Annotated in this window: 12 protein-coding genes; 6 read left to right on the top strand and 6 right to left on the bottom strand. The window is 67.6% G+C overall.

What is annotated here, in order from left to right; translation table 11 throughout:
* Window positions 1-139: 139 nt before the first annotated feature.
* A complete protein-coding gene (locus ACQ4LY_RS03740) occupies window positions 140-892 on the bottom strand; it encodes an SDR family NAD(P)-dependent oxidoreductase (protein WP_431074637.1) in 753 nt (250 codons plus the stop codon).
* Between the two features lie 127 nt (window positions 893-1,019).
* The gene (locus ACQ4LY_RS03735; protein ID WP_431074636.1) at window positions 1,020-2,234 is read right to left on the bottom strand and encodes a trans-sulfuration enzyme family protein; all 1,215 of its coding nucleotides are present in this window, start codon (window positions 2,232-2,234) and stop codon (window positions 1,020-1,022) included.
* 115 nt (window positions 2,235-2,349) lie between these two features.
* Here ACQ4LY_RS03735 and ACQ4LY_RS03730 point away from each other — a divergent pair, with 115 nt between their 5' ends.
* Entirely contained in the window at window positions 2,350-2,796 is a 447-nt protein-coding gene (locus ACQ4LY_RS03730; protein ID WP_431074635.1) for an Lrp/AsnC family transcriptional regulator, read from the top strand.
* 55 nt (window positions 2,797-2,851) lie between these two features.
* On the opposite strand, the gene ACQ4LY_RS03725 is transcribed toward ACQ4LY_RS03730, so the two are convergent.
* Both ACQ4LY_RS03725 and ACQ4LY_RS03720 read right to left on the bottom strand, forming a co-directional pair.
* Window positions 2,852-4,261, bottom strand: a complete 1,410-nt coding sequence (locus tag ACQ4LY_RS03725) for an aldehyde dehydrogenase family protein (protein WP_431074634.1) — start codon at window positions 4,259-4,261, stop codon at window positions 2,852-2,854.
* Window positions 4,258-5,313, bottom strand: coding sequence for a homoserine dehydrogenase (locus ACQ4LY_RS03720; protein WP_431074633.1), 1,056 nt, complete (start codon window positions 5,311-5,313; stop codon window positions 4,258-4,260). The genes ACQ4LY_RS03725 and ACQ4LY_RS03720 overlap by 4 nt, the downstream gene beginning before the upstream one ends.
* 291 nt (window positions 5,314-5,604) lie before the next feature.
* Between ACQ4LY_RS03720 and ACQ4LY_RS03715 the strand changes: the two genes are divergently transcribed.
* From ACQ4LY_RS03715 to ACQ4LY_RS03705, 3 genes are read left to right on the top strand one after another with little or no spacing between them, the layout of a single operon-like run.
* Window positions 5,605-7,083: an amino acid permease gene (locus ACQ4LY_RS03715; RefSeq protein ID WP_431074632.1), complete on the top strand. Its 1,479-nt coding sequence runs from the start codon at window positions 5,605-5,607 to the stop codon at window positions 7,081-7,083.
* The gene (gene alr, locus ACQ4LY_RS03710; RefSeq protein WP_431074631.1) at window positions 7,080-8,210 is read left to right on the top strand and encodes an alanine racemase; all 1,131 of its coding nucleotides are present in this window, start codon (window positions 7,080-7,082) and stop codon (window positions 8,208-8,210) included. The genes ACQ4LY_RS03715 and alr overlap by 4 nt, the downstream gene beginning before the upstream one ends.
* Before the next feature lie 40 nt (window positions 8,211-8,250).
* A complete protein-coding gene (locus tag ACQ4LY_RS03705) occupies window positions 8,251-9,021 on the top strand; it encodes an IclR family transcriptional regulator domain-containing protein (RefSeq protein WP_431074630.1) in 771 nt (256 codons plus the stop codon).
* On the opposite strand, the gene ACQ4LY_RS03700 is transcribed toward ACQ4LY_RS03705, so the two are convergent.
* Both ACQ4LY_RS03700 and ACQ4LY_RS03695 read right to left on the bottom strand, forming a co-directional pair.
* Window positions 9,004-9,795, bottom strand: a complete 792-nt coding sequence (locus tag ACQ4LY_RS03700) for an IclR family transcriptional regulator (protein WP_431074629.1) — start codon at window positions 9,793-9,795, stop codon at window positions 9,004-9,006. The genes ACQ4LY_RS03705 and ACQ4LY_RS03700 overlap by 18 nt on opposite strands.
* Window positions 9,796-9,817: 22 nt before the next feature.
* Window positions 9,818-10,843: a LacI family DNA-binding transcriptional regulator gene (locus tag ACQ4LY_RS03695; RefSeq protein ID WP_431074628.1), complete on the bottom strand. Its 1,026-nt coding sequence runs from the start codon at window positions 10,841-10,843 to the stop codon at window positions 9,818-9,820.
* A 195-nt stretch (window positions 10,844-11,038) separates the two neighbouring features.
* Between ACQ4LY_RS03695 and ACQ4LY_RS03690 the strand changes: the two genes are divergently transcribed.
* A complete protein-coding gene (locus tag ACQ4LY_RS03690) occupies window positions 11,039-12,421 on the top strand; it encodes an extracellular solute-binding protein (RefSeq protein ID WP_431074627.1) in 1,383 nt (460 codons plus the stop codon).
* Window positions 12,421-13,359, top strand: a complete 939-nt coding sequence (locus ACQ4LY_RS03685) for a carbohydrate ABC transporter permease (RefSeq protein ID WP_431074626.1) — start codon at window positions 12,421-12,423, stop codon at window positions 13,357-13,359. The genes ACQ4LY_RS03690 and ACQ4LY_RS03685 overlap by 1 nt, the downstream gene beginning before the upstream one ends.
* Window position 13,360 lies beyond the last annotated feature (1 nt).

Below are 13,360 nucleotides of genomic sequence, written 5' to 3'. Positions count from 1 at the left end.
AAAGCCGGTGCCGACGGGTAGGTCGGTGCCGGATGCAGGACCGAAGCACGGATGCAGGGCCAGATCTGTGATCTGGCCCTGCATCCGTGCTTTCGTCCTGCAGGTGTGCCGCGCGGCGGGCGCTCGCGGCGACCGAGCCTCAGAGGGCGGTGTAGCCGCCGTCGACGAGGTGGTAGCTGCCGGTGATGAAGCTGGCGGCGTCGCTCGCGAGGAACGCGATGAGGTTCGCGACCTCGTCGGCCTGGCCGAGGCGTCCGATCGGGTGCTTGCTGACGAGGAACTCCTTCGCCTCGTCGCCCATGGTGGCCAGCAGCGGGGTGTCGATGAAGCCGGGGCCGACCGAGTTCACGCGCACACCCTGTGCGGAGTACTCGAGGGCGGCCGACTTGGTCATGCCGACGACCGCGTGCTTGGCGGCGACGTAGGCGGGGGAGCCAGCGAAGCCGACGCTGCCGAGGATCGACGCGATGTTGACGACCGAGCCGCCGCCGTTCGCGAGGATCGAGGGGATCTGCGCCTTCATGTTGCGGAACACGGCGTTGAGGTTGATCGAGATGACCTTGTCCCAGGCCTCGTCGTCGTACTCGGCGGTGGGGGCGGATGCTCCGCCGATGCCGGCGTTGTTGACGCCGATGCGCAGCGGGGCGAGCGTGTTCGCGAGTTCGATCGAGCTGGCGATCCAGGCGGTGTCGGTCGCGTCTCCGACGGATGCCTCGGCGGTGCCGCCCGCGGCGCGGATCTCTTCGACGACAGCGTTCGCGTGCTCCGCGTTCAGGTCGTTGACGACCACGGATGCGCCGTTCCGGGCGAGCAGCAGAGCGGTCGAGCGTCCGATTCCGCTGCCCGCTCCCGTCACGATCGCCGAGCGGTTCGAGACGTCGTACTGAGCCACGAGTGACTCCTCTTCCGGACGGTCGCGGTGCCGGGAGATCTTCTCGGACGGTCCGTCCTTCTTTCCAGCCTACGCCCGTCGGAGGGGGATGGATGCGCGTGAATGGATTTTTTCGACCCGTCGCGGGCTATCGCGAGTCGGCTCCGAAGGTGAGATCGAGAGCTTCGGAGAGGTCGGCGAGGAGGTCGTCGGTGTCCTCGAGGCCGACGGACAGACGCAGGTGCCCGAACTCCCGGAAGGGCGCGGGGTACGTGGCGACGCGGCCGCCGTCGGTTCCGGTGTGCACGATGAGCGAGTCGTCGTGACCCAGCGAGAACCCGGAGGTGATCAATCGCAGGTTCGCGACGAATCTATTCTGCACGTCGGGGGAGCCCGTCACGGCGAACGCCATCATCCCGCCGAAGCCGCGTCCGTCGAATTGGCGAGCCGCGAGAGCGTGATCAGGATGCGATTCGAGGCCCGGGTAGTAGATGTACTCCACGCGAGGGTCGACCTCGAGCATCTCGGCGATCCGCTGGGCCGACGAGAAGTGCTGGCGAAGGCGCAGTGGTAGTGTCACGGTGCCGCGCTGGATCTGCCAGGCGTTGAAGGGCGAGATGATGCCGCCGACGTCGACCATGGCGTCGGCCTTGATCGCCTCGATCAGATCGCGCCGCCCCGAGACGGAGCCTCCCATGGCGTCGCCGTGACCGTTGAGGTACTTGGTGAGGGAGTGTACGACCAGATCGGCGCCGTCGTGGATGGGGCGGTAGAACGGCGGCGGCGTGAAGGTGGAGTCGACCATCAGGACGGCGCCCGCGGCGTGGGCGATCTCGGCGACGGCGCTCACGTCGGCGACCTTCGTGGTCGGGTTCGCGATCGCCTCGATGCACACGAGCCGTGTCTCCGGACGCATCGCGGTGCGCACCGCGTCGAGGTCGGTGATGTCGACGAACGTGGCTTCGAGGCCGTATCGCTGAGGCAGCAGTTCGGTCCACAGGCGCCAGGTGGCCTCGTACACGACGTCGCTCACGACGACGTGGTCGCCGACGCGCACGTGGGTGAAGAAGACCGCATGCAGCGCGGCGACCCCGGAGGCCAGCGCGACCGCGTCCTCGGCGCCGTCGAGCGCGGCGAGCTTCTGCTCGAGAGCCGCCTGGTTGACTCCGGTGTTGCGGGTGTAGAGCCCGGGTGCCGTGGCCGACCAGCTGATCTCGCTCGGGTCGTCGGGCAGCTGGTACGAGTTCGCCATCACGAGCGGCGTGCGCAGCGCCAGGGTCGAGTCGAGCTGATTGCCCGCGTGCACGGCCAGACTGAGATCGGACAGCGTGCGCAGATCCCTGCGGTCGGGGCGAGGGCTCATCTTGACTCCTTTGTTCTGCACCAGTCCTCAGTGCCGTCATCCACTCTACGCATGCATAATAGACATGCGCAATTGCTGATAATGCACGGCTAACGCTCAATCCCAGGAGGTCCCGATGGAGCGGCTTCATCATCTCGATCAGATCGATCGCCAGATCCTCGCCGCGCTCACGGAGGACGCCCGAATCCCCTTGGTGGCTCTCGCCGCCCAGGTGCATCTGTCGCGGAACGCGGTCAAGCAGCGCATCGAGCGCATGGAGCGGCAGGGTGTGATCGGCGGCTACACGGTCGTGTCCGGGCGCGCCGTCGGATCCGCGGTGTCCGCCATCGTGATGGTCTACCGCAGCGACCGGATGCGCGGCGGCAGCGTCGTGTCCGAGATCGCTCAGATCCCCGAGGTGCGTCGATGCGACGTGCTCTCGGGCGACTTCGATCTGCTCGTGACGCTGGAGGCCGAGTCGATGGAGCGCATCGGCGAGATCTGGGAGATTCTCGCCGCGCTGCCGGGCGTCGCGAACACCGTGACGGCCGTCTCGTTGACGCGGGTGGTCGACCGGGTCTGACCTCGCGCAGGGGCAAGGCATCCCCCGCGGACCCCTGCCCCTGCGCGAGGAGATCTCAGGTGGTGATGCAGGTGACCTTCGGCTGGGTCATCTCCTCGTACGCGAAGCGCACACCCTCGCGCCCCATGCTCCCGTACTTCGAGCCGCCGAACGGCATGCTGTCGATGCGGTAGTCGGAGGAGTCGTTGATCATCACGCCTCCGGCGTCGAGCGCTTCGGCGACTCGCAGCGCTCGGGTGATGTCCGACGTGAACGCCGCGGCATGGAGGGCGTACTCGATGCTGTTCGCCTCGGCGATCGCGTCGTCCTCGGTGTCGAACGGAGTCAGGACAACGATGGGGGCGAAGGCCTCCTCGCTCCAGACCTCGCACGTCGGCGGGACGTTCTCAAGTGCGGTGGGCCAGTACACCGAGCCGTCCCGCCGATGACCGGCGAGCACGCGAGCCCCCGACCGCACGGCGTCGTCGACCACACGCTCGGCATGCGTCGCCGCAGCGACCGAGATCATCGGACCCACGTCGGTCGCCTGGTTGACGGGGTCTCCCGCGCGAAGCATCGACGTGCGAGCGGCGAAGCGGTCGCGGAACTCGGCGTACACGGAGCGCTCGATCAGGATGCGCTGCGCGCCGACGCAGTTCTGCCCTGCCGCCCAGAAGGCGCCGGACACGCAGGCCTCGACGGCAGCGGTGATGTCGGCATCCGCGAACACCAGCACGGGGGCATTGCCGCCGAGCTCCATCGCCAGCTTCTTGAGACCGGCCGTGCGGGCGATCGCCTCGCCGGTGGCGAATCCCCCGGTGAACGACACCATGCGGATGTCCCGCACGGCGACGAGCGCCTGCGCCACATGCCGGTCTCCGTGCACGACCGTGATGATCTCATCGGGTAGCCCTGCCTCCGTCAGCACCTCGACGAGGAACCGCGCGGTCAGCGGAGTGAACTGCGAGGGCTTGAGGATCACGGCGTTGCCGCCGGCGATCGCGGGACCGATCTTGTGGGCGACGAGGTTCAGGGCGTCGTTGTAGGGCGTGATCGCGAGGATGACTCCGAGCGGTTCCCGGGTGTACCAGCCACGGCGGTTCGCGGAGCCCTCGTAGGCGTCGAAGGGGATGACCTCGCCGTCGAAGGCGCGGGCGGTCTCGGCCGACAACGAGATCGTGGTCACGGCGCGCTTCACCTCTTTGCGTGCCTGAGTGATCGTCTTGCCCGCTTCGCGGACGATGAGGGTCGCTGCCTCCTCCGCCCGGGCCTCGAGGATCCGCGCGGCGCGATCCAGGACCTGATGCCGGGTGAACCTCGACAGACCGCGCGAGAGGGTGGCACCGAGCCGTGCGCGCGTCATGATCTCATCGACATCGTCGACCGAGTGCTGGGAGAGGTGAGCGATGACCTCTCCGTTGTAGGGATCGAGCACCTCGAGCAGGGGCGTCTGAGATGCGGGGGCCTCCAGGGTGGGCGCGCTCATCGCACCGCTCCGACGAGCGCCGCCTGCTGAGCGTCGATTGCGATGATGTCCGACAGCAGCGCGTAGGCCGTCTCGAGGCGTCCGGCACCGGGACCCGACATCGTGACGGTGCCGAGCAGGTCGGTCGTGAACGCGATCGCGTTGGTCGCCCCCGAGATCCCCGCGAGGGGGTGGTCGGCGGCCAGCGAGAGGGGCTCGACGGATGCCGTCACTGCGCCCGACTCGTCGCGCGAGATCGTGCCGAGGAGCTTCCAGTGCTCGCCCGCCGCCGCTGCGGCGATCACGTCGCTCGCGGTGATCCCGCTGATGCCGACGCGAGAGACGTCGTCGGTCGTGATCTCGGCGCCGAGCAGTTCGTTGGCGAGGATCACGACTTTCAACTGCACGTCGGACCCTTCGATGTCGGCGGTCGGATCGGCCTCCGCGTAGCCGAGCGCCTGCGCCTCGGCCACGGCATCCTCGAGCGACTTGCCCGACTCCATCTGACCGAGCACGAAATTGCTCGTGCCGTTGAGGATTCCCTGGATGCGGGTGATGCGGAGACCCTGAAGGGTCTGCTGCGCCAGCCGCAGCACGGGTGTGCCGCTCATCACCGAGCCCTCGTACTCGAATCGCACCCCGTGGGCCTCGGCGAGACGATTGAGCTCGGTGCTCGCGAGTGCGACCGGGCCCTTGTTGGTGGTCGTGACGCTCTTGCCGCTTTCGAGGGCGGCGCGAACATGCGAGATCGCGGGCTCGCCGTCGATCGGGTTCGTGTAGGTCGCCTCGACGATGATCCCCGCCGTCGTGGTGCGGATGACGTGATCGTTGCGAGGCTCCGCGTCTCCGCCCGGCATCCCGGCGAACGAGTCGTCGCCGGTCATCCCGAGCACCGCGGCGAGGTCGACGCCGTCCTCCTGCATCAGGGAGCCGAACCGCAGATCGGTGATCGCGACGACTCTCAGGGTGAAGCCGAGATCGTCGGCGAGGTCGGAGCCCCGGTCGCGGATGATCTCGGCGAGGGCGCGGTTGACGCCTCCGAAGCCGATGAGGGCGAGGTCGTGGTGAGTCACCGGGGTTCTCCTTCTTTCCGTGGGCTGTCGCAGGCGTCATCGCCGGGCGGACACGAGTCCATCCTCAGTGCGGGCGGTGTCGGTGCGCGCCTGTCAGAACCGCAGGGGATCCTGGCGGAATGGCAGTTTCTCGGCCGGATCGTCGGCGGTGGGGCCCGCAGGAGAGATTCCGGGTTTCGGGTCTTGCGGCGCCGTTCTCGCAGGGGATAGTGTCCCCGCAGACACCCATCTATTGCTTCATTGGCACATTGATGTGACGATGATGCACATACAATCCGATTGAGAGTTCCGATGACGCCTCTTCCCGGGGAGAAGTCCCTCCCCAACGTCCTGCCGAACACGACGGCGACCCAGGTGCCGCTTCGGCGTCTGCAGCGGACCATGGACGCCAGGCACCTGATCATGATCGCGCTCGGCGGGGTCATCGGGTCCGGCCTGTTCCTCAGCTCCGGCTACACGATCTCGCAGGCGGGTCCGCTCGGCGCGATCGTCGCCTACCTGATCGGCGCCTTCGTCGTCTACCTCGTCATGGCGTGCCTCGGCGAACTGGCCGTCGCCTACCCCGTCTCCGGGGCGTTCCACATCTATGCCTCCCGGTCGATCGGACCCGCGACCGGATTCACCACGGCCTGGCTGTACTGGCTCTGCTGGGTGGTGGCGCTCGGATCCGAGTTCACGGCATCCGGCATCCTCATGCAGCGCTGGTTCCCCGGGGTTCCGGTGTGGCTGTGGTGCCTGATCTTCGCTGCCGTGCTGTTCCTGCTCAACGCGATCTCGGCTCGCGTGTTCGGTGAGGCGGAGTTCTGGTTCTCGCTGGTCAAGGTCATCGCGATCGTCGGCCTGATCGTGCTCGGCGGCGCGGCGATCTTCGGATTCACACCGCTGTCGCCAGAGCATCCGCCGGCACTGCTCTTCAGCAACTTCGAGACTCCCGGCGGTCTCTTCCCGAACGGGTTCAGCGGCGTGATCGTCACCGCCCTCGCCGTCTTCTACGCGTTCAGCGGCTCGGAGCTCATCGGTGTCGCCGCGGGCGAGACCAAGGACCCCGCCAAGAACATCCCCCGTGCCCTGCGCTCGACGGTGCTGCGCCTCGTGGTGCTCTTCGTCGGGGCGATCGCCGTCATCGCGGCGATCCTGCCGTACGACCAGGCCAGCGTCACCAGCAGCCCGTTCGTCGACGTCTTCCAGTACGTCGGCGTCCCCTACGCCGCCGACATCATGAACTTCGTGATCATCACGGCGCTTCTCTCGGCCGGCAACAGCGGACTCTTCTCCTGCGCGCGGATGCTGTTCTCGCTCGCCGAGGAGGGGCACGCCCCGAAGGCGTTCACCCGCCTCACCCGGCGCGGTGTGCCGCTCATCGCGCTGAGCGTCAGCATCCTCATCGGTCTCGTCTCGCTGCTGACGAGTGTGATCGCGGCCGGAACGGTCTACCTGGTGCTCGTGTCGATCGCCGGATTCGCGGTCGTCGCGGTGTGGATGTCGATCGTCGCCTCGCAGTTCTTCCATCGCCGCAAGTTCGTGCGCGAAGGAGGACGCGTGCAGGATCTGGCCTACCGCACGCCGCTCTACCCGGCGCTGCCCATCGTCGCCTTCTCGCTGCTGCTCATCTCGATCATCGCGATCGCATTCGACCCGAACCAGGTGGCCGCGCTCTACTTCGGCATCCCGTTCGTCGGCGCCTGCTACCTCTACTTCTGGTGGCGTCACGGTCGCAAGGGCACACGAGATGTCGTGCAGGATCACGAGGCCGAGTCCGTCGAGGCATGACGCCCCCCGTGTCCGTGGCGGGGTGGGTGGAGATCGATGAGAGCGCCATCACCCACAACGTCCGCACGATCCGCGCAGAGCTCGGCGAGAACGTCGAGTTCTGCGCGGTCGTGAAGGCCGATGCCTACGGGCACGGGATCGACATCGTCGTCCCGCTGCTCGTCGCGGAGGGGATCACGATCATCGGTGTCGCGTCGAACGATGACGCCGCGGTCGTGCGGCGGGCAGGGTTCACGGGGCGAATGATGCGGGTGCGCCCCGGCGGACGCGACGAGATCGGCGAGGGCATCCGATTCGGCATGGAGGAGTGGATCGGCGGTGCGGAGCACGCGCGTGTCGTGAGTGCGCTCGCCGAAGCCCGCGGCGTCCGGATTCGAGTGCACCTGTCTCTGAACTCGACGCAGCTCGGTCGCGACGGGATCGAGCTCGGTGAGACGGCCGGACGCGACGCAGCAGCCGGTGTGCTCGCAGACCCGCACCTGGAGGTCATCGGCCTGTGCTCCCACTTCCCCTGCGAAGACGTCGCCGATGTGGTCGAGGGTGCATCCCGCTTCGACGAGGAGACATGCACTGTGCTCGCGCGGTCAGGTGCGGATGCATCGATCATGCGGCACTGCGCGACCACGTTCGCGGCACTCACGGTGCCTGCGTCCCGGTTCGATCTCGTGCGCATCGGCGCCGGGTTGTACGGGGACACCGATGCCGTGGGTGGCGCGCTGCGTCCGGCCATGCGAGTCGTGTCGCGGATCGCAGCGATCAACGTCTACCGTCGCGGAAGCACGGTCGGCTACGAACGGTGGCACCGTCTCGACCATGATTCGCGTCTGGCCGTGATCCCCCTGGGATATGCCGACGGATTCCATCGCAGCCTCAGCGGAACCGGAGAGGTGCTCGTGCGGGGGAGACGTGCACCGATCGTGGATCGGATCGCCATGAACAGCTTTCTCGTCGATGTCACCCGAATCGACGCCGCAGCGCCGGGCGACGAGGTGGTGCTGTTCGGCCGTCAGGGCGACGAGGCGATCACCTCGGCCGATGTCGAAGGCGCGCACGGTCACATCGCCGCCGACCTCTACGTCGCGTGGGGACGCCTTCTGCCTCGTCGTGCGGTGGCTGCCGCCGGATAGGATTGCCGTGATCTCGACCCGCAGCGAAGGAGGACCGGTGGTGGCTTCCTCGTCTCTGGTGCAGGGGCTGAAGCTCCTCGACGCGGCCGTCTCGCAGGAGCGTCGCGCGCGGCCGGGCCTCAACGCCTCGCGTCTCGCGGAGCACACGGGGATCGAGCGCAGCCGGGTGTCGAGGCTCGCTCAGGAGCTGCGAGCGCGACAGCTGCTCACTCGAGATGACGATGCGCTGTTCTCGGCGGGGCCCGAGTTCTTCGGTACCGCTGCGGTGCTCAACACGACGTGGCTGCGGGCCTCGCGCACCGCGCTGCGGGCGCTCGCCTCGCAGCGCGGTGTCAACGCCCTGATCACGATCGCCGATGGCGCGCGCGGTGTGCTGCTGCGCTGTGAGAGGTCGGCCGATGGGTTCGATCGCTCCATCCGTGAGGGGCTCGTCACACCGATCTGGTGCACAGGTGCGGGCCGGGCGCTGCTCTGGGATCACACGTTCGAGCAGCTCGAGGCGCTGCTCGAGGACGTGCAGTTCGTCGGGGTCGGCGGACCGACGGCCGCTCGTTCGACGCGCGATGTGTGGGCACTGCTCGAGCGGGACCGCGCGGACTCGCTCGTCGCCGCGGCGGAGGAATACGACGAGGGCATCGACGAGTTCGCGCTTCCCATCCGCAGCGGGGGTGAGGTCATCGCCTCTCTGGCCGTGCGCGGCAGGCACCGGCCCAAGGGCATCACTCGCGACACGCGAACCCTGCTCGTGCAGTTCGCCGGCGAGCTCAGCGCCGCAGCCGGCGCGGATCGGCCCTTACGCGAGAACGGCTGACGGGGCTCCGAGTTCTCGGGAGAGGTCGGCGGCCGCCAGGGCGCACGCCTCACCACACGTCGCCGTGCGCTGCGCCATCACGTCGCGCGTGCCGATGACCTGGACCGCGGCGACGACCTCGCCGCGGTGGTCCCACACGGGAGCGGCGACCGAGTAGAGCCCAGGCTCCGCCTCCTGGTCGACGATCGCGAACCCTCGGCGCCGATCGTCGTCGAGCCGCAAGAGGAAGTCGTCGATCGAGGTGGGGGTGTTCGGCCCCTGCGGCGAGAACTCGGTGGCGCGGAACACCGCGCGGATCTCGTCGGCGGAGGCGTCCCACAGCGTGGCACGGCCGGCGTCGCTGCAATAGGCAGGGTAGGCGCGTCCGATCCACGACCCGATCATGCGCGAGTCGGCGGGCAGGCTCTCGAGCGTCGTGAGCGTCGTGTCTCCCTGCAGCACGCTGAGGAAGGCGGCTTCGCCGAGGCGCGAAGACAGGTCTTCGAGCACCACCAGGCCGTGCGTGCGCAAGCGCTGTGCGCTCAGTTCCTGGGCAGCGGCGTACCATCCCCACGCTAGGGCGAATGAACGGTCCGCCGCCCTGGTGACGAGGCCCGAGCGTTCCAGACTCGCCAGCGTGCGCGACACCTGCGAGCGCTCACGACCGAGCGAATCCGCGATCACGCTGACCGTGGCCGGTCGGAGGTCGCGGGTGAGCGTCGCGACGGAGGAGAGCACATCGAGCCCTCGGCCCATGCTGCTCGACGAGGGAGGTGTCGGCGTGGCGGGCGGCATGGAACGAGGTTACCGCTGCGGGTCAGGTCAGGCGGCGGATCGAGGCCCGCTCGATGACCGGCATCGGGATCAGCACGGCGTCGAGCGGTCGCTCCCCGAGCAGCATCTCGACCGCTGTACGACCCATCACGTCGTACGGGAGTCGGGCGGTCGTCAGGCCTGGTCGCTGGAAGCTCGCGAGCTCCTCGTCGTCGAAGGAGGCGACCGAGATGTCGTCGGGAACTCGCATCCCGCGTTCGGCGATCGCCTGGTAGGTGCCGAATGCCACACCGTCGTTGCCGGCCAGGATCGCCGTGAGGTCGGGGTGCGCGTCGAGCATCTGCAGCGTCCGCGTGTATCCGATGTCGGGGTTCCATTCGGGAACGTCGATGATGAGCGGCTCGACGCCCGCCTCGGCGAACGCGGCGCGAATGCCGTCGAATCGCGAGCCGATGGTCACCGAGTACACGGGAGACGAGACCGCACGGGGGTTGTTGCCGATCACTCCGACGCGGCGGTGTCCGGCATCCGTGAGCAGTCGCGCCATCGCATGGCCGGCGACGCGCTCGTCGGGCAGCACAGAGGGGTGCCCGGTCGTCGACGTGCCGTTGACGATCACGACGGGGACGTCTGCGGGCGTCTCGGGTACCTCGATCATGCGGGCGCCGAGGAGCCCGATCATGATGCCGTCGACCCGGCGGTCGATCATCGCCTGGATCTCGTCCGAGATCTTCGCATCGTCGCCCTCGGTCTCAGCGATGAGGACGGTGTGGCCGTGCTCTTTCGCCGCGGAGAGCAGGCCGCGGATCATCTCGGATGCGTACCGCGTCACCGTGATCTGATCGGAGATGAAGCCGAGGGTCTTCGTCTTGCCGAGCCGCAGGCTCTGTGCTGCCGGGTTCGGGCGGTAGCCGAGCTCCTCGGCAGCGGCGCGGACCCGGCGCGCGGCGTCGGCCGAGAGGCGCGAGCCCGGCCGGTCGTTCAAGATCATGCTGACGGCGGTCTTCGACATCCCGGAGAGCGCGGCGACATCGGCGAGCGTCGGCCTGCGATCGACGTTCTTCGGCACCGGGTTCCTCCTGTCGTGACATCCCCAGCTTAGGCAGTGTCTGCACCGCCACGGAACCACTCGGGTTGAATTGATTTAGCAGGAGGCTTGCACCCCGCAATCCGCGATGCTAATCTCGGCGTGCTGAATCAATTCAGCACCTCCGTGCGGATACTGCTTCCCGCCCGCGGAGTCACTCACTCAGGAGAGAACATCGTGGTTGATCTCACTCGCAGGGCTCTGTTCGGCGCGATCGGATTGGGCATAGTCGGCACGGTCGTCTCGTGGCCGCGGCTCACCGGATCCGACATCCCGGGGCGCGGAACCGACACTCTGACGGTCGCCCTCTTCGGCACCGCGCAGGATGCCGTCGCGCGCCAGGCGCTGATCGACGGATTCCAGCGCAAGCACCCCGGCATCGAGGTGCGCATCGTGGCCATCCAGGGCCAGGACTGGAGCGAGTACTTCGCGAAGATCCTCACGATGATCGCGGCGGGCACGCCGCCGGATGTCGTCACGGTCGCGACCGAGGGATCGCAGCTGTTCGCCTCACGTCTCGCGCACCCGCTCGACGACTTCGTGCGCAGGGACGCGTCGGAGATGCAGGAGTATTTCGACGACGTGAACCCGACGCTCATCGAGGCGTTCATGTACCAGGGCAGCCTGTTCCAGATGCCCGACAACTTCAATGCGGCGAACGTCTTCTACAGCACTCAGGCGATGGAGCGCGCGGGGCTCGAACGCCCCGCCGACAACTGGACTCTGGAGGAGTTCCTCGCCACGGCCCGCTCGATGAAGAAGAGCGCCCCCGAGCAGTTCCTCCCCTATTTCTGGAACAACCGACTCTGGGGTGGCGTCGTTCCGTGGCTCTACGTGAACAACACGAGCTTCCTGCGTGAGGAGAAGGCAGGCGGAGGCGACTGGTTCTGGAATCGCTTCTATCCTGACCAGCCTGCCCGCAGTGGAGGATACGTGTGGAAGCAGGCCGACGCGCTCAACGACCAGGCCGTCGAGAGCTTCTCGGTGCTGGAGCGGATGGTCTCGGAAGGGCTTGCCGCGAATCCCGCCCAGGGCGGTGGGAACGAGCTGGTCTCCCTGTTCTCCACCGGCGCGGTCGGGATGACGCCCGCGGGCGGATTCTGGGTTCGTGGTCTCGAAGAGGCAGGCGTCGCGAACGACGCGTACGACGTCACCTACTTCCCGCGGATGTCGGGGCAGCGGCACCAGTTCGGCGCGGGCGGGTACACGATCATGGAGACCTCTCCGCGCAAGGACGAGGCCTGGGAATGGCTCAAGTACTGCGTCTCCGTCGAGGGGATGAAGATCGCCCACCCGAGGCCCGACTCGTCGCTTCCTCGTCGCTCGCTCAACGCCGAACTGTACGGAGCAGGGGTGGGCCCCGCCCACTGGGAGGTCTTCTACGACACCCTCGACAAGTTCCCCGATACGGGCCCGATGCCGGCTCCTCCCCAGCAGGCGGCGGTCGAGTCCGCCCTGCTCAAGAACGTGGTGTCGACCATCACCAACGGCCCTTCCGGAGTGCGCCGGGGTCTGGAGACGATGCAGCGAGACCTCGAGATCGCGCTGGGAGGACGATGATGTCGGAGAGCAGCACTCGAACCCTCACCGTCCCGCCGGGGGCACGCGGCGAGACCGGCACCGTCGCCCGCTCGGGCCGGTCCATCATCTGGGTCTTCCTGGCTCCCACCCTGATCGGCCTCGGGCTGTTCAACCTCGTCCCCATCGTCGGATCGTTCGTCCTGGCGTTCTTCCGCTGGGACATCATCTCGGATCCGGTGTTCGTCGGAGTCGACAACTTCGTCGACCTCGCGATGAACCCGACGGTGCGCGTGTCCTTCCTGAACACCATCGGCTTCGTGATCGTGGCGGTCATCCTGCAGCTCACGGTCGCGCTGGTGCTCGCCATCCTCGTCCAATCGAAGATGCCGGCGTGGTTGCGCACCTTCTTCCGGTCGTCGCTGTTCTTCCCGCTGATCCTGTCGGCCGCATCCGTCTCGCTGATCATGGCGTACCTGTTCAACCAGGAATTCGGGCTCGTGAACCAGACTCTCAACCTGATCGGCATCGCCGACGTCGGGTGGCTGACGACCGGGTGGGGGGCGAAGGTCGTGGTGCTGCTGGTGTACGTGTGGCAGAACTTCGGCTTCACGTTCCTGCTCTTCATCGGAGGGCTCGCCGCGATCCCGAGCGAGGTCTATGAGGCATCCTCGCTCGACGGCGCAGCCGGGTGGACGCAGTTCCGCATGATCACGCTGCCCCTCGTGAGCCCGACCCTGCTGGTCGCGTCGGTCATGGCCATCATCAATGCGCTGCAGATCTTCGATCAGCCGTGGGTGCTCACCCGCGGCGGCCCCGGCGACGAGACCAGAACCGCCGTGATGGTGATCTACGAGTCCGCCTTCCGGGAGCTCGACTTCGGCGGTGCTTCTGCCATCGGGATCGTGCTGACGCTTCTCATCATGCTCGTCACGGCCATCCAGTTCCGGCTGAGCCGCCGATTCGTCTTCTACGGGTGAG

This window comes from Microbacterium phyllosphaerae, from assembly GCF_050628115.1.
Lineage (GTDB): Bacteria > Actinomycetota > Actinomycetes > Actinomycetales > Microbacteriaceae > Microbacterium > Microbacterium phyllosphaerae_A.
Note: the sequence above shows the minus strand (reverse complement) of the source record. Positions and strands in the feature narration are given on the sequence as shown.